The sequence below is a fragment of the Anaerotruncus sp. AF02-27 genome (assembly GCF_003465835.1).
Lineage (GTDB): Bacteria > Bacillota > Clostridia > Oscillospirales > Ruminococcaceae > Anaerotruncus > Anaerotruncus rubiinfantis.
Genome location: NZ_QSBX01000039.1, coordinates 1 through 17,232, shown reverse-complemented (window position 1 = coordinate 17,232; position 17,232 = coordinate 1). Strand labels below are relative to the sequence as shown.

At 48.6% G+C, this 17,232-nt stretch carries 31 protein-coding genes, 1 other RNA gene and 2 pseudogenes; 5 read left to right on the top strand and 29 right to left on the bottom strand.

The genetic code is table 11. The features are described 5' to 3' along the window. Positions 1 to 128 precede the first annotated feature (128 nt). From DWV16_RS17620 to DWV16_RS17520, 22 genes are all read right to left on the bottom strand, one after another. On the bottom strand, positions 129 to 500 hold the full coding sequence (locus DWV16_RS17620) for a dATP/dGTP diphosphohydrolase domain-containing protein (protein WP_118480708.1): 372 nt from the start codon (positions 498 to 500) through the stop codon (positions 129 to 131). Further along, positions 497 to 640 carry a hypothetical protein gene (locus DWV16_RS19195; RefSeq protein WP_158572967.1) on the bottom strand — a complete coding sequence of 48 codons (144 nt, stop codon included), beginning with the start codon at positions 638 to 640 and terminating at the stop codon, positions 497 to 499. Before DWV16_RS19195 ends, DWV16_RS17620 begins: the two co-directional genes overlap by 4 nt. Continuing rightward, complete coding sequence (locus DWV16_RS17615) at positions 633 to 1,004, bottom strand: hypothetical protein (protein ID WP_118480706.1); 372 nt, start codon at positions 1,002 to 1,004, stop codon at positions 633 to 635. Before DWV16_RS17615 ends, DWV16_RS19195 begins: the two co-directional genes overlap by 8 nt. Continuing rightward, a complete protein-coding gene (locus DWV16_RS17610) occupies positions 982 to 1,317 on the bottom strand; it encodes a hypothetical protein (RefSeq protein ID WP_118480704.1) in 336 nt (111 codons plus the stop codon). Before DWV16_RS17610 ends, DWV16_RS17615 begins: the two co-directional genes overlap by 23 nt. Positions 1,318 to 1,401: 84 nt before the next feature. Then, the gene (locus DWV16_RS17605) at positions 1,402 to 1,743 is read right to left on the bottom strand and encodes a hypothetical protein (RefSeq protein ID WP_118480702.1); all 342 of its coding nucleotides are present in this window, start codon (positions 1,741 to 1,743) and stop codon (positions 1,402 to 1,404) included. Continuing rightward, positions 1,730 to 2,056, bottom strand: a complete 327-nt coding sequence (locus DWV16_RS17600; RefSeq protein ID WP_118480700.1) for a hypothetical protein — start codon at positions 2,054 to 2,056, stop codon at positions 1,730 to 1,732. Before DWV16_RS17600 ends, DWV16_RS17605 begins: the two co-directional genes overlap by 14 nt. Beyond that, positions 2,056 to 2,226 (bottom strand): DUF551 domain-containing protein, encoded by a 171-nt coding sequence (locus tag DWV16_RS19910; RefSeq protein WP_118480698.1) that lies wholly within the window; start codon positions 2,224 to 2,226, stop codon positions 2,056 to 2,058. The genes DWV16_RS17600 and DWV16_RS19910 overlap by 1 nt, the downstream gene beginning before the upstream one ends. Then, positions 2,227 to 2,541 (bottom strand): hypothetical protein, encoded by a 315-nt coding sequence (locus DWV16_RS17590; protein WP_118480696.1) that lies wholly within the window; start codon positions 2,539 to 2,541, stop codon positions 2,227 to 2,229. Continuing rightward, a complete protein-coding gene (locus DWV16_RS17585; protein ID WP_199719801.1) occupies positions 2,534 to 3,031 on the bottom strand; it encodes a methyltransferase domain-containing protein in 498 nt (165 codons plus the stop codon). Before DWV16_RS17585 ends, DWV16_RS17590 begins: the two co-directional genes overlap by 8 nt. Then, the gene (locus DWV16_RS17580) at positions 3,024 to 3,482 is read right to left on the bottom strand and encodes a hypothetical protein (RefSeq protein ID WP_118480692.1); all 459 of its coding nucleotides are present in this window, start codon (positions 3,480 to 3,482) and stop codon (positions 3,024 to 3,026) included. Before DWV16_RS17580 ends, DWV16_RS17585 begins: the two co-directional genes overlap by 8 nt. A 54-nt stretch (positions 3,483 to 3,536) precedes the next feature. After that, positions 3,537 to 3,791 (bottom strand): hypothetical protein, encoded by a 255-nt coding sequence (locus DWV16_RS17575; RefSeq protein WP_066453599.1) that lies wholly within the window; start codon positions 3,789 to 3,791, stop codon positions 3,537 to 3,539. Beyond that, complete coding sequence (locus DWV16_RS17570; RefSeq protein ID WP_118480690.1) at positions 3,791 to 4,108, bottom strand: hypothetical protein; 318 nt, start codon at positions 4,106 to 4,108, stop codon at positions 3,791 to 3,793. The genes DWV16_RS17575 and DWV16_RS17570 overlap by 1 nt, the downstream gene beginning before the upstream one ends. Beyond that, positions 4,105 to 5,322 (bottom strand): DnaB-like helicase C-terminal domain-containing protein, encoded by a 1,218-nt coding sequence (locus DWV16_RS17565; RefSeq protein WP_158572966.1) that lies wholly within the window; start codon positions 5,320 to 5,322, stop codon positions 4,105 to 4,107. Before DWV16_RS17565 ends, DWV16_RS17570 begins: the two co-directional genes overlap by 4 nt. Next, positions 5,315 to 5,968, bottom strand: coding sequence for a helix-turn-helix domain-containing protein (locus tag DWV16_RS17560; RefSeq protein WP_066453595.1), 654 nt, complete (start codon positions 5,966 to 5,968; stop codon positions 5,315 to 5,317). The genes DWV16_RS17565 and DWV16_RS17560 overlap by 8 nt, the downstream gene beginning before the upstream one ends. 9 nt (positions 5,969 to 5,977) lie before the next feature. Next, the gene (locus DWV16_RS17555) at positions 5,978 to 6,706 is read right to left on the bottom strand and encodes a putative HNHc nuclease (RefSeq protein ID WP_118480686.1); all 729 of its coding nucleotides are present in this window, start codon (positions 6,704 to 6,706) and stop codon (positions 5,978 to 5,980) included. Then, on the bottom strand, positions 6,706 to 7,326 hold the full coding sequence (locus DWV16_RS17550; RefSeq protein WP_118480684.1) for a phage replication initiation protein, NGO0469 family: 621 nt from the start codon (positions 7,324 to 7,326) through the stop codon (positions 6,706 to 6,708). Before DWV16_RS17550 ends, DWV16_RS17555 begins: the two co-directional genes overlap by 1 nt. Positions 7,327 to 7,328: 2 nt before the next feature. Next, positions 7,329 to 7,541 (bottom strand): hypothetical protein, encoded by a 213-nt coding sequence (locus DWV16_RS17545; RefSeq protein WP_066453587.1) that lies wholly within the window; start codon positions 7,539 to 7,541, stop codon positions 7,329 to 7,331. Beyond that, positions 7,525 to 7,662, bottom strand: coding sequence for a hypothetical protein (locus DWV16_RS19190; protein WP_158572965.1), 138 nt, complete (start codon positions 7,660 to 7,662; stop codon positions 7,525 to 7,527). The genes DWV16_RS17545 and DWV16_RS19190 overlap by 17 nt, the downstream gene beginning before the upstream one ends. Before the next feature lie 10 nt (positions 7,663 to 7,672). Further along, positions 7,673 to 7,864 carry a hypothetical protein gene (locus DWV16_RS17540; RefSeq protein WP_118480682.1) on the bottom strand — a complete coding sequence of 64 codons (192 nt, stop codon included), beginning with the start codon at positions 7,862 to 7,864 and terminating at the stop codon, positions 7,673 to 7,675. 397 nt (positions 7,865 to 8,261) lie between these two features. Further along, positions 8,262 to 8,672 (bottom strand): helix-turn-helix domain-containing protein, encoded by a 411-nt coding sequence (locus DWV16_RS17535; protein WP_158572964.1) that lies wholly within the window; start codon positions 8,670 to 8,672, stop codon positions 8,262 to 8,264. Positions 8,673 to 8,936: 264 nt separating this feature from the next. Further along, on the bottom strand, positions 8,937 to 9,116 hold the full coding sequence (locus DWV16_RS18920) for a hypothetical protein (protein ID WP_147349491.1): 180 nt from the start codon (positions 9,114 to 9,116) through the stop codon (positions 8,937 to 8,939). A gap of 196 nt (positions 9,117 to 9,312) precedes the next feature. Next, positions 9,313 to 9,561, bottom strand: coding sequence for a hypothetical protein (locus DWV16_RS17520; RefSeq protein ID WP_118480678.1), 249 nt, complete (start codon positions 9,559 to 9,561; stop codon positions 9,313 to 9,315). Positions 9,562 to 9,965: 404 nt separating this feature from the next. On the opposite strand from DWV16_RS17520, the gene DWV16_RS17515 reads away from it, so the two are divergent. The 3 genes from DWV16_RS17515 to DWV16_RS17505 all read left to right on the top strand — a co-directional run bounded on the left by DWV16_RS17515 (position 9,966) and on the right by DWV16_RS17505 (position 11,777). After that, positions 9,966 to 10,505, top strand: a complete 540-nt coding sequence (locus tag DWV16_RS17515) for a hypothetical protein (protein WP_066454923.1) — start codon at positions 9,966 to 9,968, stop codon at positions 10,503 to 10,505. A gap of 76 nt (positions 10,506 to 10,581) precedes the next feature. Beyond that, positions 10,582 to 11,073 (top strand): zinc ribbon domain-containing protein, encoded by a 492-nt coding sequence (locus tag DWV16_RS17510; RefSeq protein WP_066454920.1) that lies wholly within the window; start codon positions 10,582 to 10,584, stop codon positions 11,071 to 11,073. A 317-nt stretch (positions 11,074 to 11,390) separates the two neighbouring features. Beyond that, positions 11,391 to 11,777, top strand: a complete 387-nt coding sequence (locus DWV16_RS17505; RefSeq protein WP_066454918.1) for a hypothetical protein — start codon at positions 11,391 to 11,393, stop codon at positions 11,775 to 11,777. Positions 11,778 to 11,899: 122 nt separating this feature from the next. Here DWV16_RS17505 and DWV16_RS17500 read toward each other — a convergent pair whose 3' ends face one another. Beyond that, positions 11,900 to 12,145 (bottom strand): hypothetical protein, encoded by a 246-nt coding sequence (locus DWV16_RS17500; protein WP_066454917.1) that lies wholly within the window; start codon positions 12,143 to 12,145, stop codon positions 11,900 to 11,902. A 90-nt stretch (positions 12,146 to 12,235) separates the two neighbouring features. Here DWV16_RS17500 and DWV16_RS17495 point away from each other — a divergent pair, with 90 nt between their 5' ends. Continuing rightward, positions 12,236 to 12,592, top strand: coding sequence for a helix-turn-helix domain-containing protein (locus tag DWV16_RS17495; RefSeq protein WP_066454915.1), 357 nt, complete (start codon positions 12,236 to 12,238; stop codon positions 12,590 to 12,592). Between the two features lie 389 nt (positions 12,593 to 12,981). Next, a pseudogene (locus DWV16_RS17490) lies at positions 12,982 to 14,022 on the top strand (recombinase family protein); the annotation flags it as partial. A 512-nt stretch (positions 14,023 to 14,534) separates the two neighbouring features. Here DWV16_RS17490 and ssrA read toward each other — a convergent pair. The 6 genes and pseudogenes from ssrA to DWV16_RS19185 form a co-directional block, all read right to left on the bottom strand. Continuing rightward, positions 14,535 to 14,882, bottom strand: a transfer-messenger RNA (tmRNA) gene (gene ssrA / locus DWV16_RS17485). A 43-nt stretch (positions 14,883 to 14,925) separates the two neighbouring features. Beyond that, positions 14,926 to 15,393, bottom strand: coding sequence for an SsrA-binding protein SmpB (gene smpB, locus DWV16_RS17480; protein WP_066454909.1), 468 nt, complete (start codon positions 15,391 to 15,393; stop codon positions 14,926 to 14,928). Positions 15,394 to 15,434: 41 nt separating this feature from the next. Beyond that, entirely contained in the window at positions 15,435 to 15,833 is a 399-nt protein-coding gene (locus DWV16_RS17475) for a GtrA family protein (protein ID WP_118480676.1), read from the bottom strand. Positions 15,834 to 15,843: 10 nt separating this feature from the next. Beyond that, positions 15,844 to 16,443, bottom strand: a complete 600-nt coding sequence (recR, locus tag DWV16_RS17470; RefSeq protein WP_066454903.1) for a recombination mediator RecR — start codon at positions 16,441 to 16,443, stop codon at positions 15,844 to 15,846. A gap of 12 nt (positions 16,444 to 16,455) precedes the next feature. Continuing rightward, positions 16,456 to 16,806 carry a YbaB/EbfC family nucleoid-associated protein gene (locus tag DWV16_RS17465; protein WP_066454900.1) on the bottom strand — a complete coding sequence of 117 codons (351 nt, stop codon included), beginning with the start codon at positions 16,804 to 16,806 and terminating at the stop codon, positions 16,456 to 16,458. Positions 16,807 to 16,830: 24 nt separating this feature from the next. Then, positions 16,831 to 17,232: pseudogene (locus DWV16_RS19185) on the bottom strand (hypothetical protein); the annotation flags it as partial.

Genomic DNA, 17,232 nt, shown 5'->3' with positions numbered 1-17,232 from the left:
CGAGATGCCTCGGCTCGTAGCTGGCTGCCACTCTTCCGAGGCAAATATATTGTAACAGGGGAACAGCTTTTTGTGGCACTTTGGGCAACGTACCCACCCGTTTACAATCATATATCTCTATACCTCCATTATAGCATATATCCCTCCAAATTGCAAGTTGCATCTTTTGTAATACTAATATGCTCTTTCATTTTTTGCGCCATTGCCCATACATCATTTTCTTTCATTAATTCGCAGATAAATGCCAAATTGCAAGCCATATGCTTGTAATGAGATATTCCGCTCTCGTTATCCTTGCTTTCCGGATTCTCCATAAACGCCAACGCATGACGCATCAAAGCGTCTATGTATCTGTCAAGCTCTACTTCCTTCCAGCTGTCAGAATCGCCATACTTCGCTACTCCGTAGGCTCTGACCTCTGCTATGTCCCGAATGATCTGCGGCGGCACAAGATGGATCTGAGGCTTGCCTGCGTCGGCCTTGATAGTCTGGTCCCTCATGGCTTGTCCTCGTCTGTTTTCTGCTGTCTGAATAAGCCCCCGAACAGCAGCTCCGCGATCACCCTGCCGACTGTCAGCGCAAAGCCCGCAAGAATAAAGCAGGAAAGGGCAAAGAGAACATCGGATGTTGCGCTAATCATGGGTAGCCTCCTTTTGCGATTTCGGTATATAAATTCTGTTTTCGTGTTTGCGTTCCACCTTGCGCACATCTCCAAGGAGCCGCTCCAAGGCCTTTATTTCAGGTTGATTATTTATGACATATTGTTCTATGGGTTCAAGTTCTTCCGCCGCGTCTTTGGCGTTTCTGCGCTTCTGGCGGGCTTCCCGGAGCCTTGTGGCGGCTTTTGCGGTATCCCGATAATTGAGGTTGTCCAGCTCTAATGAGTGTAGGATGTCTTGGGTAATTTTCTCCTGTTCCTCCTGTTCTGCTCGCCGGATGTGATAAATCTGAGCGCTGTCCCGGAGAAAGGAAAGAAACTCCTCAATCGTCTTGCTGGTGTACATCGGTTCCAGTCTCCTTTTCTTTCAGCGCGGCCATTCTGTCAACCGCTTCGTCGATCCGGTATGGGGTACTGCCGCAGATATCTATTAGAGGTGTTGACCATTTGCTTTTGTCAATATAAACTACGGCGTATCGGCCATTATACGCTCGCGCTTTCGCGCTGTTTTTAAATTTGCCATTTTCGAGTGTTTGCTCTATCATAGCGATTATTGGCAACTCTACCAACCGCCCGTCGTCATGGGCCTTTTTCAGCGCGGCGAATTCCTCTGCCGTGCCGATGTCCTCGTAGTAGGCCAGTTTTTTAGTTACCTTCATCCCCCAGCAGGACATACAGTTTTCGTGATTACAATATTCAACCTCACACATGGGATTCTTGCTGATAGTTAGTCGTTCCAGAAGTCATTCCTCCTTTGGTTTCTCGCGGTAGGTTCGCCATGTTCCGCCGTAGCCGTTCCGTGTGTCATACCATGCACCCAAATTGTCCCAAAGGCGGACGGCGTTTATTTGATCGTCCCATTTTACAAGGCGATAACCCTTCCAATTTGGTTTTTTATCAAATTCAGCCCACACAGGTTCCCCGTCCATCTGCCGCAGTTCCTCCAGCGTCAGTGGCTCCGGGTTCTCGCGGGCTGCTTTCTCGCGCAGAACTTCGAGCGCCATATCAAAAACCATCCTTGCACCGGGTATTGTACTGCCGCTCTTTCGATGTTCAAACCACTTGATTGCTTCACTGGTCGTCATGTTTCTCACCTTCCTTTCCCTCCCGCATTTTACAACCGCAGTTGGGACAGTAATTTAGCGCTTCACCCGCGTCAAAATAAGCGTGACATTTTGAACATCTTAATACATCTATCAGCATTCCTTCCCGTCCGGAAAATGGGTTTCCACACTCTACCTGATAAGGTTCCCACCGACCATGCACTACCGGCGCGACATCGGCGACGGGAGCCTCTAAAATACACTCTAAAATTTGCGCAGCCCGGTGATTTCCGTCAATCTCATGGCGCTGCCCTATTGCGCCAAACAGCGCTTCCCGCTCTATGTATTCAGCCATCAGTGCTCCTCCTTTGGTGGTTCGGGTAAAGGCATCCAGTGGGTAATTGCCCCCTTTGCGGTTACACTGCTCGACGGGGCTGTAATAACAGTCACTCCATCTGTCGCTAAAACCGTACCGTTGCATTTAATTTCTTTTGGCAGCCTATCCTTTACGCTGATCCACTCCATCTATTTCACCTCCCGCAAATCGCGCCCGCATATGGGGCAAAAGTGCGCTGGCGCTCCGTCAAGCTCATTATAGTCATCATCAAAAGTGAGCACGTCTTCGTTCAAGCAATATTTGCACCCTTCCAGCCGTTCCCGCTCATTCCGTTCCCGCTCATTTTGTAAGGCAGCAATTTTAACAAGCTCAATCTCAATGGAATGCTCGCACCTGCTCTTGCCGCAATGATTCGGCATTTTAAGATGCTCACGATAAGATTCAATTCGACACTTACAGCTTTTGATTGCCCGGTCTATTTGCTCTTTTGTCAGGTTATTCATGCCCGTCCACCCCCAGCTTCATAAAGCATCCCCAAAATGTTTGGGACTTCTTTCCACTGTGATGTCCAAATAACGGTTTCTGGCCAATTGCTTTCCAGACTTTTTCCGCTGCGATGTCGTATTCCGACCACTTAAAGATCAACACCCCATCTGGTTTCAGCACCCGCATACATTCGGCAAAACCGTCATGTAGCATCTGCGGCCAATTATCATCCAGCTTCCCGTATTTTTTAACCAGCCACGCGGTTTCTTTGGCCCCCGTGAGGTGGGGCGGATCAAAAACGGCCAGGGCGAACGAATTGTCCGGGAAAGGGAGCGCCGTAAAATCACATAGGATATCCGGGTGGATATTCAAGACGCAATTCCCAGCGTTTTTCCAAAGATTGCGATATTCCTCCCGGCGCTTATCGCAATAGATAGCAGCTGGATGGTGCTTGTCGAACCACATCGTGCGAGATCCACATGTCACATCGAGTATCTTTTTATCCATCCTTATCCACCTCATCCAATATCTCCCTCAGGTCTACACACTCGCCGGGTTTGATCCACGACAGCAAATCATTATTGATATCGTAATAATCATCATCTGTGTACCATCCGATCTTGAGTCTTTCCGGTTTTTCTTTGTATGCCTCCAAATCTCCGTCATCGTCACGCGCAACCCACGGCGTACCCTCCGCTACTCTCCCGTGCATGATTACGATATCCTGCTCGGTGTAGTGCGGGCGGCGGATGATCTTTAGCTCGCCTTGGATGAGTTGGCAAAGATGGCATCCTGGGATCGCTACGTCGGGTCTGCCGTATACAGTTCCATCCTCCTCTATGTAGGCTCGCGTATAAAGTGTGTCAGAATCTGATCTAACCTCAAATTTTTCGCCTATTTCCAGCGGCGTTTCATCTCCGCCGAGTATGTAACAAATTCGTGGTAATTCTTTTTTCATGATCTATCCTTTCTCCCTGCTACGCCGGGCGGTTTGGTTTTGGTTTATGGCGTTTCATGAGATTCTCCGGATCTGTTTTACGCGGTTTTTAAGCCCGTAAGAGGCCTTTTCCATGTCACTCGCGAAATCTTCTTCTAGTATCCGGGTCACTTCATTTTCAAGCCGCGTGAGCCGCTCGTCGCCAAAACCAAATATATTGTTCAGAGCCACGGCGCATAGGTTTAAGGCAAAGTCGAAGCCCTCCGTCGTCGCCTCATGAAGTTCCGCTGCCTTTCGTTGCTGCAACTTTACAGCGTAAGCATTTTTCATTATCCCGCCTCCCATTCTCGGTAAATTTCGATCCACTGGTCAAGTGGCATTGTTACCAACCACTCGCAGTGATTCTTGCGGTGCATCACAACAGGCATTTCGCCTTCCCGTGCGTCCCGCTTTGCCTGCGCTATAGCGTCCTCAATGCAAAGCCGCTCGACCCGTTTGCACTCGATATGGATTCCCGGCAGTCCCACAACATCGGCATCCCCATTGGCTCCGCTGTACTGCTGACCGCGTCTGCAATCATATCCCAGGTCACGCAGTTTCCGGGCAAGCTCCCGCTCCCCTGCGGCTCCTTTTTGGCGGCTGTTCATTCTTCGTACCTCGTCTCGTACTCGCAGAACCGCTGGAACTCCCCTGTAAACGAAAGCGTGATGTATCCTGTTGAACCTTCTTTGTTTTTTGCGATAATGAGCTTGCGGTCTGAGTTTTGCTGTTCCCGGTCAGTCTCGTGTAACAGTAATATCACGTCCGCGTCCTGTTCAATCTGCCCGGATTCTCGAAGGCTTGTCATGTCTGGTTCTCCTTTTCCCTCCCGATTGAGCTGGGACAGCGCCACAACCGTTATTTTCGACTGCTGCGCCATCGTGTGCAGATCCATCGAGATGTTCGTGACCCGCTCATAAAGCCCCTTCCCTTCGCTTTTTATGAGCGAAAGATAATCGATAAAGATCACATCTGCCCGCAGCTGCACCGCCTTCGCGCGAATCTGCGCCACCGTCCAGCCCGCCGCCTCCACGACAAACAGCCGCAGGTTTTTGAAACGGTCGTACGCCTCCGCGATCCTTGACCAGTCAGTCACGGTTCCTTCCTTAATCGATGACAGCGGCGTACTCGTGAAGTTCGCCACAATCCGATCCATCAGCTTCATGCCGGACGTTTCCAGACTGAAATAAACCACATTCATTGTTCGTGCCATTGTAAGCATCAGCTGCAAAGTCAGCGCCGTCTTGCCCGCAGAAGGCCGTGCGCCGACGATCACATAGTCCCCCCGGTCAATGTATGTAAGCCGGTCAAGCCGTGAAATCCCGGTCTTGATATAGGTTTTTGGCTTCATCTTGGTTTCGTAGAAACGCAGGAACAGATCCTTTGCGGAAAGCTCAGTCTTTGCATCCGTCTCATTGAGTGCTTCGTTCGCCCGCACCGCAAGCGTCCGGCATTCATCGAGTTCTTCTCCTTCCAGCAGGGCCGCTTCCAGGGACTGTGCTTCTCGGTATGCCCGAATCCGGCGTGCCGAGCTTTTCACCAGCCCGATATAGCTTTGAAAGTTTTTGACGGTCGGGGCCGCCGCGCACGCTTCGGCTATCAGGGGCTTGTACGCCTCATCCAGCCTCCCCAGCACCGTGAGCACATCCACCGGCTTATTGAGGTCATAAAGCGCCTTACAGGCCGCATAGACGTTGCGATACTCCACGATCTGAAAATCTTCCAGGCCAATCTGTAAAACCGCCTCCGGCAGAACCGTTTCCGGGCTCATGATGATTGCTCCGATCACTGCCTGCTCCGCTTCTTTGTTTGGGTTAATCAAGGCTGCGCCACCTCCCTGTTTCTTCGCTCTTTGGGATTTCATCCTCCCATCTGTGCCCATTCAGCCATGTCGCCGGATGCGGAATATATTGTCCGCCGTCCTTTTTCCAAGCCGGGCTTTGTTTCTGCCTCTCCAGCGCATTCAGGAGTTTATCCAATAAGGCGCTGTCGGCTTTCAGCTTTTGATATGCTTTCAAAGCGTCCTGCTTTGCAATCTTTTTCGGATAGGCTTTCCAAAAATCGTCGAAGCCATATATATATTCTTTTTTATTATTAATACTTGTATTATTATGGTTGATCTTTTTGTCAATAGGGGTCTTGATCTTTTCGTCAATACCTATTGATCTTTTTGTCAATACCCCCTGATCCAAAACGGGATCAAAAACGATAATTCTGCGGCCATTCCCCGCCTGCTGATCGACGCTGACTTTTATGTACCCGCACTCCTGTAAATGACTGAGCCACCGTGAGACGGTTTCCTTCGACACTTTATAGAGCCTCGAAAAATAACCGTTGCTGGCCCAGGAATATCCTTCTGCCTGTGATAGGCTTGTGAGCTCCGCGAACAGCAGCTTTTCGGCGGGTTTGAGGCGGTCGTCGTACCGGACACATGCCGGAAGCACCGCATAATAGTTCGGTTTTTCCATCTTGTCCTCCTATGCTTTCCACCCGAGTTTCCTGCACATCTCCTCTGTCAGCTGAATCCAGGTGATATGATGGAGCTTATCAAATGGCTCCTGCCCCATTGCGTGCACCTCATTGTGGCACTCCCGGCAGAGCGGCTGCACCCGCTGGCCCTCATGGTGGATATCTTCCCGGTCGCGGCCCATCCCCACGCGATCCCATTCGTGGATATCCGCATGCTTTCCGCAAACGGCACATGTCCGGTGCATTACACAGGCGTACAGATACCGCTGCGTGTCCTCACATAGATTGAGAAGCGTGTCCATGCAGGGAATTCCATACTCGATACAGAGTTCGATCATCCAGTCGATGAAATCCCGGGCCGTTGACATGTCTGCCGCATTATGCGCCCCATCGGATAAGCTGAACAGGTCGATCCCACAGAGCTGGCAATAATGATAGGTCAGCTTCCTGCGAACAGAATCCGTCGAGATGTCGAGCAGATAGTTCATCTGCAAGGCGCACAAGAATTCGTGCTGCCTGCGTTTATCGCTGTGCCGGATTCCGGCCACAAAGTCCGCAATGTCCCCTGACAATGCGAAAATCTTGTTGCGTTGGCGCGGGCTGATGCTCCTGCCGTCCGGGACCACCAGCCGCACCGTTTTCACCTGATGCTCGACGACTTCGTGCAGGAGGCGTTTATCCGCCTCCAAAACCAGCTTTCCGCCGCCAAAGGAGAGTATCTTCGCTTCAGTATCCATCAGAATGGCAGGTCGGAGGAATCCGTGTCAACCGGCCCATAGTCCGCGCCTTTCGGGACGCTCTGACATCTCACCAGCGTTCCGTAGGTTGTGGATTTTTTGATCTTATCCTGAATCCACTGCGGAAGCTTGTCTATCAACGAAAGGCTCGCGGCGTCGTCCAGGGCAAAATAGGCGAGTTCGCTAACGACTGGCGGAGTCGGCATCCCTTTGGGGATAGACATGATGCTTTTGATGTTGGCATAGACGTTCCCGTTGCGCTCGTTGTGAACGATAGAGAGCTGGCAGGGCTTGCCGAGGACGTTTTGCAGGTCGAAGCCGTCCAACTCCTCCTGCGTGAAGTTCTTGCCGCGCCATGCCTCCAGATGCGTCCGCAGGTTCGCCTTTTCGCTCAGGGAAAGGGTGTATTCGTTGCTGATAACACGCGGCTTCTCCTCCCCGTCAATCTCGATTGTCTCGTCCGTCACTTCCCATGTGAGCAGCACTTTTCGCTGAGTTTTGTCGTATTTCTCGGAATACTGATCCCCAAGGTCGATGATGGAGATACAATTGGCAATATGTACGCCCTCAGAAACAGGTTCAAACGATCCGCCGGATTTTGCGCTTGCAATGATTGGCATGGTTATTCCTCACTTTCAAATTTCAAGGGGCATTTCCCACCCCGTCCATATTCTTCGTATACAATGGGTTCATCCGTAATGATACAGACCTTGCGGGATGGATTGCGTGCGTCCCGCAGGCAGAATGGGCACCACATGCAGACCGTCCGATCCTCCGGGAAATGAACGGTTACAACGGCGTGCCCGGTCGTGTAGAAATCAACTCCGTTCTTCATTTTTATCGGGCTCCGGCCCGTATTTTCTTTCCAGTTCTGCAACCTTCCAGCGAAGATAATCTATCTTGCTGTCTCTCTCAGCCAGCGCCGCGTTCAGTGCTTCAAATACTTTGTCCAGCATAACGTCCTCCTTACAGGCAATAGCCCATTTCTTCCAATTCCAGACGGATAAAGTCAAGCCTCTCCTGCCTTTCTGCCGGGAGGCGGTCGTCCTCATAGTCAAACCGCGACGCATACAGATCCCGGTATTCCCAGATCAGGTCATTCGCCCGCTCCTGCTGCCGCGTTCTGGTCGGCGGTTCCAACAATAGATCCCGCAGCACTTGACTTTTCCCGCCTTTCGTGTTTTAATAAACGTATCTTCAATTTCCATTGTTTGCGCTCTGTCGAGGTGCCAGCCTCGCAGGGCGTTTCTTTTTTATCCTCGGTATCAAATCCTCTACGATCGCTGCGCTGACCGCCAGATACAGGCAAAACGCCGCGAAAAGCATCATCCAAAACAATCCGTCCGCCGTCATGCTTGTCCTCCTTTTCTGCCGCCGCTCCCGGTTTTTACGAATCACTTCTTCCCGGTGTGCCGCATAATATTTGCGATGGTATTCCGTCCGATCCTCCCAATGCCTTTTCCGGGATTACCGATCCCGCTCGCTCTGTATCCTGCGTTCGTTTTCTTCACAAGGTAGCGCATCTGCCGGATATGGACAGGTCAGACAGGAGTATTCATTCTTGTAATGGTCGCAGAGCTTCATGTGAGATCAACTCCTTGTCCATCAGGTCAGCACAGCGTTTCAGGTATTGCGCCTGCGTCATTCCCGATGTCCTACACTGCTCCTGAATGCGGTTTGCAAGCCCCTCTGTGAGCCGCACGGAGAATTTTAATATCCCTGTCCCCTTCCCGCTTCTGCGCGTCTCACGGGGCTTTACGGGGTCGATAAGGTCATAGTCCCAATCTTCACGGTCATAGAGCGTTCCGACGTTGCAGCGGTGATATTCGCATAGATCCTTCATCTGCTCCGGCGTGGGGTTCGCTTTGCCGGTTTCGTATCGGGAGTAGTCCGGGACGCGAATTTTCAGGGTGCGGGCAAGTTCTCTTTGTGGGCGCTGTCCGCGTAGTTTTTTTAGGTAGTTCACTTTCACCATCCTTTTTCTTTTGGGGTGCTTGTCCGTCAAGTCTCTTGCTTCTCAAAATCTTCGCATGAAACATTTTTAAGGCATATCATTTCGCTGCATTCGTGCATTCCGCCAAAAGGGATATATACATTCCATTTTCGCCTTGCCCCGAACTTGCAAACCTCGCAAAACTTCTGTTCTTTACAGACCTTTACCACGTTTTTCAGGGAGTTGAGATTACCTTCTAGCGACCTTGCTTTAGCTGTTAACTCGTCGTTTTCCTTTTCAAGTGTTTTGTATTTTTCTGCGAGCGCTTTCCCAGCGGCTTTTAACCTTTCGTTTTGAGTTCTCAGGGATTTCCAAAACATGTTGCTCTCCTTCCAGCCATTTGATCTTTGCTTCCTGTTCCTGCCTATCCTGCCATTCGGTTTGCAGACGGATAAACAGCTTTGATACATTCATCATGCCGTGGATTCTTCCTTGATCTTCTCCAAGAATCCATGTCGGACAAGACATTCCGCGAAAAGCCGCATTGTGTTTGGGTATGGCTCGCAGTCTATGAGCTCTTCACGTAAAACCTTCCCGGTTTTCAAGTCCAGCAAAACCCTGATTTTCTTTGTGTACACATCGGGTTCCATACAGCTTTCCGTTCCCACTTTCTTCACCTCTCAATCTTTAGGGCGGCTGCGATCAGATCCGCGATTCGCTCGTTATCGCCGTTGTATGTGCCGCACATGAACTTGCGCATTGTGCCATAATTGATTCCGGCTTTTTTCGCGATATCGCGATAGGTCAATTTTTGCAGCCGCTTTTGACGGTCAATTTCAGCCAGAAAGTAATCTGATACGATGGTAAACACCTCCTTTTTGTTGTCATCGCCCACGCTGCAATAAAGTTGCCGTAAAGACATACCTCGCACCACACGGTATCCGCACGTCACTTAAAATCTCGTTGACGCATAAGCGGGTTAACCACGCCCGCGAAGCAGACAAAAACACTTGGCCCGTGAGATCGTGCCTTTGCGGCAGCTTTATTGCAGCGTAAACGGGTTTTTCTCACAATCTGCGCAAATGTTGCTTTTATTTTTGTGAGAAAAGCTATTGAACGACCGCGAAAAACATGTTATTCTGTAAGTGCCAACCAACTGAATAACCGCTCCAGTGAGGGGCTTGGTTTTTTGTGGGGTTTAATAGCTTAGTTATATTATAGTTCTCCAAATCGAACCAGTCAAGAGTTTTGGTACGATTTAGAGAACTTTAGCTGTATGAACAATTATTTTCAACAAATGTAGTAAAAATGACGGAGGCTTGAAGCATGGAAAATTCTTTGGTCGGAACTCCTTTTGAATCGTTCCTTGAAATGCAAAGAAGTATTAAGGCGGGGGAAGTTCGGGTAATATTTAGCAGTTATGCTAGATCACGCATGAACGATGCCGCTTGCTATCTCAGTAAAAACGCAAGACTTTTAATGTTTTTACCTTATTTATGCTCCATCGGTTTTTTGTCCGTAGCAATATTTGTCTTAAAGCTCTCATGGGTCTACATCTCATTTTTTCTTCTTTCAATCATCGTTACCGTCTTTTATCACGAAGGCCTAATTTCCCTATCGGTTGTCTTGGTGCTTTCTTCTATCTGTTTATTTGTTTCTGCACCCAATTGGATGCTGTGTATGTTCATATCTGTTTTAGGGGCCATGATTGGAGTTAATGTGTGGTGGAGTAAGGTAAGAAAAATACTATATTCATCTGTATTATTTGACGCGAACTTGCTACAAGAATTGTTTGAAAGCGGCGTTCTCGCTTTAAAAGATCCACAGGGGAATTTTATTATGAGACATATCGAAAGCGTTAGATAACTTTGGCAATTTTTCTCTTGAATCTATTCGAAACTAAAATGAATCAATGATAGCGAAATGGCGGGAGGGCATATCCATGACAAAATGTTGGAAGTGCGGAGCTGACAATGACGATGATTATCAATTTTGTAAAAGCTGCGGGCAATATCGTTTTGCCGGAAAAGGCTATCTGATTATTAACCAATCTGGCAAAGCTCGATTTTTAAAGTTTCGAACCTTTATGTTAATATTGCTTCTAACCGTCGCGGCCTTTGGCTATATCCTGTATTTAAACAACTATAATTACGCTGCCGCCGAAAACTATTATTTTCTCGCCACAGATTTACAAAACCAATTAGACCCCTTGCAAAAAGAATGTGACGAGTTGTCCCAGGCCAACCGCGATCTGTTAGATTCTATCTCTGTGATGTATACCGCCGAAGAGGTCGAATCTTTGCGGCAGGTTTTCCGGGATGAAATGATAGAAGATTTAAATTGGCGAGATCAAAACGGAGATTTAATTACCACGGAAGAACAATATTGGAAATATTCTGATTGGTTTGCAAAAAATATAAACTTCATGGGATAACGCAAAAAAGGACGGTGTAATCATGTCTATTCCTTTAATCTATATATCGGTTTGCATAACTGCTTCTGTGGCTTCAATTGCAACGGTAAGCAGAGGCGCATTTTTTAGCCAGGTGGTTAAATTTATTCTGTCTGTCCTATCGATTATAGTTTTAATAGCTATGGCGATTGTAGCGACAATAAACTTTTCCTGGGTTCATATTTTGGGACTTGTTGCGACTTACTTGGGGTCATTATGGATTGTCTCTTTTGTGTGGGTATCCATATTCTATAGGCATAAATGAAAAGCCCCGCCGAAGCGGGGCCAGGGGTGACAGAATGTATCTTGACAAAACATACTATTCAATTTTACAAACAATATCAGATGAAAATTTAGCTTTCCCTGACATAAAGGAAAGGTTTCCAAAAGTAGACGAATTAGAGTTAAAGGAAATTTTATATGCGCTTGAAAAGGCCGATTACATTAACCATCATTTTAACGGGGATGCTTCCGTCATACGGAACGGTTCGACATTTTCGATTTCTCTTGAAGGAAAGCATGCAATAATGGAATACCTAGAAAATCTGCATTCTGCAAAGATACAAGAAAAATCATCTAGAGATTCTAGCGTTGCCGCGAAGGCGGGTGTTATGTGCTGCATATTAACAGCAATAAGTGTATTAATCGCGGCGCTAGGATTGTTAAAAACAGCACTTGGAATATGATCATCACAATATTAATTGTGGTAATGATTGTAGCGAATACCATATTTTCCGTGTCGCTTCGTTCATCAAAGAAACGGTTTAATCTTTTAAGCAAGTTATTACCACCTTTCGAAGTCAAGCAATCAGTAGCCTATTAGGGCCCTGAAAATAGGGTCAGCAATAGAAGCTATTAACGCTATCAGCGCAAGGTAAAGTGGGAAATCAGGATGTTTCTCGGGGAACGATAGTTTGGGTTTTTGTTCTTCTGGCTCTTGTTCTTCTTGATCAAATAACTGTTGCAGTCTCTTACGATCCTCTTCGGAGGGGCGACATGTATCATTGCTGGGGCAGTTGGCGCAATCAGGGCAGCGCCCTTTTCTGTTGTCCATATTCCAAACTCCTTTCCGCGTGGATGAATTGTGTGTTGTTAATTATATTATAGTTCTCTAAATCGAACTCGTCAATATGGAGGTTCGCCCATGTTTTTTGATATTCTCAGTTCATTATGTTCTGATGCTGGCATTACCCCAACGAAGCTGGTTATGGATCTAGGAATAAGCAAATCCAATGTAACAAATTGGCGGATAGGGAAGGTTCCTAAATCTGATACTGTCCAAAAGATAGCAGCATACTTCGGCGTGTCGACCGATTATCTCCTGGGCAATACAGACATAAAAAACAAGCCCGCCGCCACAGAGGACGACGAGCTTTTGAAGAATCCTGAAATGCGTGAAGCTCTTATTTGGTTCCGCAGTCATTCTCCGGAAGATCAAAAACGAGCTCTGAATCTTCTGAAAGCTCTAGATATTCCTCCAGAACCGCCAAAAGATAAGTAACGTCTGAATGCCGTTTATGTTGTGCCCTGCCAACCGCAATAAGCCATTCTCGTTCTGTGTCGGTCAAGGGCATTAAGTTATCAGCATCGCGGTACGTGTCGCGCCTCTCTCCACGGGGCGCGTGGATAGAAATATGGCGTGCAGGCGCATCACTTTGGATGTCTTTATAGCTCTGTTTGCTCATGTCGTCAATCCTTTCTTTGAAATGTAGAACGTATGTTCTTTTGTGATTTGATTTTACTACTAACAGTTGTTATTCGTCAATGGAAGTTTTACACGATAATGGCAAATAATATTGGTGGATTTAGGGATTGACACAAGACATTGTGCTGAATCAGGTTTAGCATTTAACAGATATAGTAATCGTTCTGAAAATTTTGGAGGGTATTATGAAAAAGGCAGTAATCTATGCCCGGTTTAGTTCGGACAACCAGAGGGATGAAAGTATCGACGCACAGGTGAGAGCCTGTCAAGACTATGCAGAAAAGCACGATCTTGAAGTTATCAAAATATATGCGGATAAGGCGCAGTCTGCGACCAGCGACAAGCGCCCCGAGTTCTTGCGGATGATGAACGATGCAGAAGATAGCATTTTTGAGGCAGTGATTATCCATAAGCTGGATAGGTTCAGCCGGGACAGATACGACCACGCCTATTATAAAAGAAAATTGAAGCGCTGCGGAATTCGTCTGTGCTCTGTGTTGGAAAATCTTGACGACAGCCCCGAAAGCATCATTTTGGAATCGGTGCTCGAAGGAATGAGTGAATATTATTCAAAGAATCTCGCGCGTGAAACTATGAAAGGCTTGCGGGAAACAGCCCTTCAATGCAAGCATACAGGAGGAACCCCTCCCCTTGGCTATGACCTCGCATCCGATAATACCTATATCGTTAACGAACATGAAGCTGAGGCGGTAAAGATCATTTTCACAATGTACGCCAACGGCGAGGGATATTCTAAAATTATTGATCGCTTAAATTCGTTGGGATATAAAACGAAACGCGGTACAAGCTTTGGTAAAAATAGTTTATCTGATATTCTTAGGAACGAAAAATATATAGGAAATTTTATTTACAATCGTTCTGCCAGCTATGGACGATCGGGGCCGCGAAATACCCACGCAAACAAAGCCGACGAAGAAATTATTCGCATTCCAGGTGGAATACCGGCTATCATTGACACTGATCTTTTTTACAAAGTGCAAAACAAGAAAAGAACGAACGTTGGTCGGCCCGGTGCGGGCAAGGCAAAGCATGATTATCTTTTGTCTGGAAAAGTTGTTTGTGGGAAGTGCGGCGGATCTATGGTCGGAGAGAGCGCCAGAAATAAAAAAGGTAGCTACGACTATTTTTATGTCTGCGCTACCAGAAAAAGAAAGCGCACTTGCGACAAGCGGGCTGTTGCCAGCCACCGTGTCGAGTCTACAGTTATCGAATATTTAGAAAATGAAGTGTTTTCAGAAAAGAAACTCCCGGAGGTTGCGCAAAAACTTTTTGATTCGCAGGAGAAATCGAAAGCCGAAATTTCAGATAGTCAGAAATTCTTAAAAAGCAAACTGACCGACGTATCTGCTAAAATCGATAATATTATGCAGGCTATCGAAAGCGGCATATTTACCACAACCACTAAAGGGCGATTGGTGGAACTGGAAACTCTAAAAAATGAGCTTTTGGAAGAACTGCATAAAAGCGAAAATGAATCCAACAGGGATATTATGCCTTTGGAGAATATCGTTGCGTCACTCAAAAAATATCAAAATCTTTCCACACTCCCAACTTCTACGCAGCGGGAAGCGATTGAAATATTTGTGGACAAGGTAATTTGTTACGACGACTCTGCCGACGTGACAATCAATCTAAATATTATTTTGCACAATAAAAATTCCGAGTACCCTTCCGATCTTCCTGCAAGGGAAGGTTCGGAAAGATACTCGGATGTAAGTGGTGGAGCCGAGGGGAATCGAACCCCTGTCCGAAAACCCGTCCATATAAGTTTCTCCGAGTGCAGTCGGTTCTTTAAAATTCCCTTGCCGCGTCGCCAGCCGACAGGCTACGCAGCTCGGTATCCCCTGATACAATCATGCGTACGAGGCCGCTCCGCAAGATCGTTCACCACTAATCGACGCCCTATCCGCGGCCGTGGTACTCCGCGGTAGGACGACGGCTTAATTAAGCCGCAAAAGCTAAAGTATCGTTGTCGTTTACTTTAAAAACGTCATGTTTTATAGAGGTCATGCTCCTCTACTCGCTACTCATACTTCAGAATCCCCGTCGAAACCTTTACGACCCCATAAAGAGGATGGCAGTCATCCTCCGGATCATTATAGCAGAAATTAATTTCTTTGTCTATCGCGCAGAGCACGGTCAATGTCGCGCTGCGCATCGCGACGTGCCATATCGTCGCGTTTGTCGTGCAGTTTTTTGCCTTTGCAGAGTCCCAGCTGCACCTTCACCTTGGAATCTTTGAAATAGAGAGACAAAGGGATCAGCGTATAACCCTGCTGAGCCACGAGCGCCGCAAGTTTGGCGATCTCACGCCGGTGCATCAGGAGTTTTCGCGGCCGATAAGGATCCCGGTTGAAGATATTGCCCTGCTCATAGGGGGAAATGTGCATCTGCTTGATGTAAAGCTCCCCGTGATCGATGTCGCACCAGCTGTCCTTCAGGTTGCAGGAGCCTTTGCGCAACGATTTCACTTCGGTGCCGCAGAGTTCGATCCCGGCTTCAAAGCTGTCCTCCACAAAATATTCATGCCGCGCCTTGCGGTTTAAGGTGATCGTTTTGGTGGAAGCGCGTTCCAATAGGCTCCCCTCCTTCTGTCATGCGCGGATGCGCAGTTTTGTCATTTGAATACCCACAGCCGGCTGATGATGAAATTGAGCGCCATCGTGCAGCAGGTGGAAAGCAACATCGCGAAAAGGTCGCTCAGCCCCAAAAATTCCACAAACACCTTGATGAGCACCACACTGACCGCTAAAACGATCAGGTTGGTGGCGATAAAACGCACCATCTGCAGGCTGAAGAACCGGTCCTTCGTCTGGAAGGTCCACTTCCGGTTGATCAGGTAGCTGTTGAGCATCCCGGCACAGTAGCCCACGCATTTCGATGCGTAGACGTTCACGCCGAGAAACAAAAGCAGCGCGCCGACGGCCATATCCACCAACGTGTTCCCCACGCCGGTGATCCCGAACTTGACAATCCGTTTGAGTTCCTCGGCGCCGCGTCCTTCTAGTTTTGACATCCAAATTCCCTCATATCTCGCTTCTGCCTTCGAGCGCACGGTAAAGGGTCACTTCATCCGCGTATTCGAGATTCCCGCCCACCGGAATGCCATAGGCAAGCCGGGTCACCTTCACACCCATCGGTTTTAAAAGCCGCGCGATATACATCGCGGTGGCTTCGCCTTCGACGGTCGGATTGGTGGCCATGACCACCTCGGCGATCTCGCCGGACCCCATGCGGGAAAGCAGTTCCTTGATGTAGAGCTGATCCGGCCCGACCCCGTCCATCGGGGAAATGAGCCCATGCAGCACATGATAAAGCCCATGATATTCACGGGTGCGCTCAAAAGCGATCACGTCCTGGGAGTTTTCCACCACACAGACGATGCCGCGGTCACGGGCCGTATCCGAACAGATCGGGCAGACCTCGCTCTCGGTTAAGCTTTGACAGATTTTGCATTTCTTAATCTTGTCATGCGCTTCCAAAATCGCATCCGCAAATTCCTGCGCCTTCTCCCGCGGCAGCGACAGGACATGAAACGCCAGGCGCTGCGCACTTTTGCGGCCAATCCCGGGTAGCCGTTCAAACTGTTCGATCAGTTTTGTCAGTGGTATTACATTGTATGTCATCTCTTTGAAAGGTTAAACCACGCCCGGAACGTTCAGCCCGCCCGCGATTTTGTCCATCTCAGCGTTGGTTGTATCCTCCACCGTGCGGATCGCTTCGTTGACCGCAGCCATGATCAGGTCCTGCAGCATCTCGATGTCGTCCGGATTGACCACTTCCGGTTTGAGGATCAGCTCCTTGAGCTCTTTCTTGCCGCTGATGGTCACTTCCACCATGCCGCCGCCAGCGGTGGTTTTGAAGTCCATCTCTGCCAGTTCTTCCTGTTTCTTGCGCATATCCTCCTGGATCTTCTGCGCCTGACGGATCATTGCGTTCATATTGTTCGGGGCGCCGCCGCCCATGCCTTTCGGAAGCCTTGCTTTCATCTTTATGATTCCTCCCAATATTGTTTACTTGAGTTCGAGCGGAACGTTCAGTTCGCTCGCCTTCTTCAAAAGTCCCTCGAGCGGGTCGTCCGTTTTCTGGGCGACGGTGTGCTTTTGGGGATTATAGGGTCCCAGATTGTATTTGCGGCCGGTGACCGCGAGGATCGCGTCACGCAAGCTCTCCTTTGCCGCGATGCTGGTGCGTAAAAGCTGGCGGAACATGTCGTTCGCGCAGTCGATCAGCATCAGGTCGCCGCTCGTATACGCCCGCGAATCGATCATCGCGCCGTAGAGCGCGCCGTTGTGCGGCTGCAGCTCGGAAAGCACCTTCGCCCAGTCGGGAAACGGCATCACTTCGGAGGTTCCCGGTTTTGGCGCGCTTGGCGCTGCCGCCTGCCCGGACAAATTCGCCGTTTCGCCGGCCTG